Source organism: Arthrobacter sp. NPDC080073 (genome assembly GCF_040686575.1).
Lineage (GTDB): Bacteria > Actinomycetota > Actinomycetes > Actinomycetales > Micrococcaceae > Arthrobacter.
Map to the genome: position 1 here is coordinate 1 of NZ_JBFBKR010000049.1, position 1,815 is coordinate 1,815.

Below are 1,815 nucleotides of genomic sequence, written 5' to 3' on the forward strand. Positions count from 1 at the left end.
GGGCGCGTCGGCTGGACTGGTGAGCTGGGTGGTTAAGACTGGGCTTATGCAGGGACGCGAAGACGCGCAGCGTGGGTATTTGGATGTCGAGGCGCTGGCCGGGGAGTTGTTGGCCCCGGGCAGCGTTTTTGCTTTTCTGGCCCGGAACCGGGGGCGTTTGTTCCCGGATTCGATGATGGAGGACCTGTTCCCGTCGCAGCGGGGCCGGCCTTCGGTTCCGGCCCCGGTGATCGGTTCGGTGCTGGTGCTGCAGGCACTGCAGGGTTTGTCGGACCGGGAAACCGCCGAGGCGCTGACTTTTGATCTGCGGTGGAAGGCCGCGTGCGGGTACGGGCTCACTGATACGGCGTTTCACCCGAGCACGCTGACGTACTGGCGCAGGCGCTTGGCCGCCTCGGAGAACCCGCACCGGGTCATGGAGGCCATCGCCGAGGTCGTCGCCGAGACCGGGGTACTGAAGGGGAAGCGCCGGCGGGCGATGGACTCCACGGTCCTGGACGACGCGGTCGCCAGGCAGGACACCCTCACGCAGCTGATCGCGGGCATCCGCCGTTTCGGCCGTGACGTCCCCGGCGGGCAGGACCTGATCGCCACCCAGGCGAGGGGGTATGACTACACCCGGACGGGCAAGCCTGACATCGTCTGGGATGACCGGGACGCCAAGGACGGGCTGATCTCGGCCCTGGTCACCGACGCCATGGCCCTGCTTGCGGCGGTCGATCCCGAGACCCTGGATGGCAGGGCCGCTGATGCTTACGCGCTGCTGGCCCTTGTCGCCGGGCAGGACGTGGAACCGGCCGAGGATTCAGACGGGATGGACGGGCGGTGGCGGATCGCCAGGAAAGTCGTCCCGGACCGGGTGATATCGACCGTGGACCCCGATGCCCGGCATGCGCATAAGACCCGGGAAGACCGCCGGGACGGGTACAAGGCCCACATCGTGATTGAACCGGACACCGGACTGGTGACCGCCGCGGCGCTCACCAAGGCCGCGGGCGAGAGCGCCACCGACGCCGAAGCCGGGGCCATGCTTTTGGAGCAGGATCAGACGATCACCACCGGCGTGCAGGTGCTGGCGGACTCGGCCTATGGAACCGGAGAACTGCTCAGGGCCCTGGCCGCGGCCGGGCACACCGCGTTGATCAAGCCCAAGCCCCTGGCCCGGGCGATCGAGGGCGGATTCACGATTGATGACTTCACCTACGATCAGCAGGCCGGAACGCTGACTTGCCCCAACGGGCTGGTGCGCACGATCACCGCCAAGGGATATGTCACGTTCGGCGCAGGCTGCACCGGTTGCCCGCTGAAGTCCCGCTGCACGACCGCAGCCCGGGGCCGGAAGATCGAGCTGCATCCCGAGCACGCCCTGATGCGCGAGCACCGCACCGCAGCTCAAAAAAACAGCTTCCAGGTCGACTACACGCGCCACCGGCCCATGGTCGAACGCTCCATCGCCTGGCTCGTGAAAGACAACCGGCGCCTGCGCTACCGCGGAACCACGAAAAACCACGCCTGGTGGCAACTGCGCATCGCCGCAGTAAACCTCAAACGCCTCCTGAAGCTCGGGCTCACCAGCGAACACGGAGCCTGGGCCATCGCCTGAAACCGTAGGCCAGAGGCCAGAAGCCAGAAGCCAGAAACAGGCCTCTCACGGCGGACCGGAAACAACCCCCACCCGGTCAGCAGGCGCCAAAAGCCCGAAACCACCCAAAACGATCCAGTCCCGAAAACCCAGACAAATGACAAAGGGCTGGCCCGGAACACATGAACGCCCCGGACCAGCCCCTCAAAGCAATTAGTTCAGCAGTCTCCTAG

1 protein-coding gene is annotated in these 1,815 nt (G+C 66.4%); it reads left to right on the forward strand.

Annotation, left to right across the window (positions count from 1 at the left end):
- Window positions 1–46 precede the first annotated feature (46 nt).
- A complete protein-coding gene (locus tag AB0O52_RS23270; protein ID WP_364542969.1) occupies window positions 47–1,603 on the forward strand; it encodes an IS1182 family transposase in 1,557 nt (518 codons plus the stop codon).
- The last annotated feature ends 212 nt before the right edge of the window (window positions 1,604–1,815 follow it).

Excerpts from the sequence above, each read along its gene's own strand:
- AB0O52_RS23270 (WP_364542969.1), top strand. The coding sequence starts at position 47 with ATGCAGGGACGCGAAGACGCGCAGCGTGGGTATTTGGATGTCGAGGCG.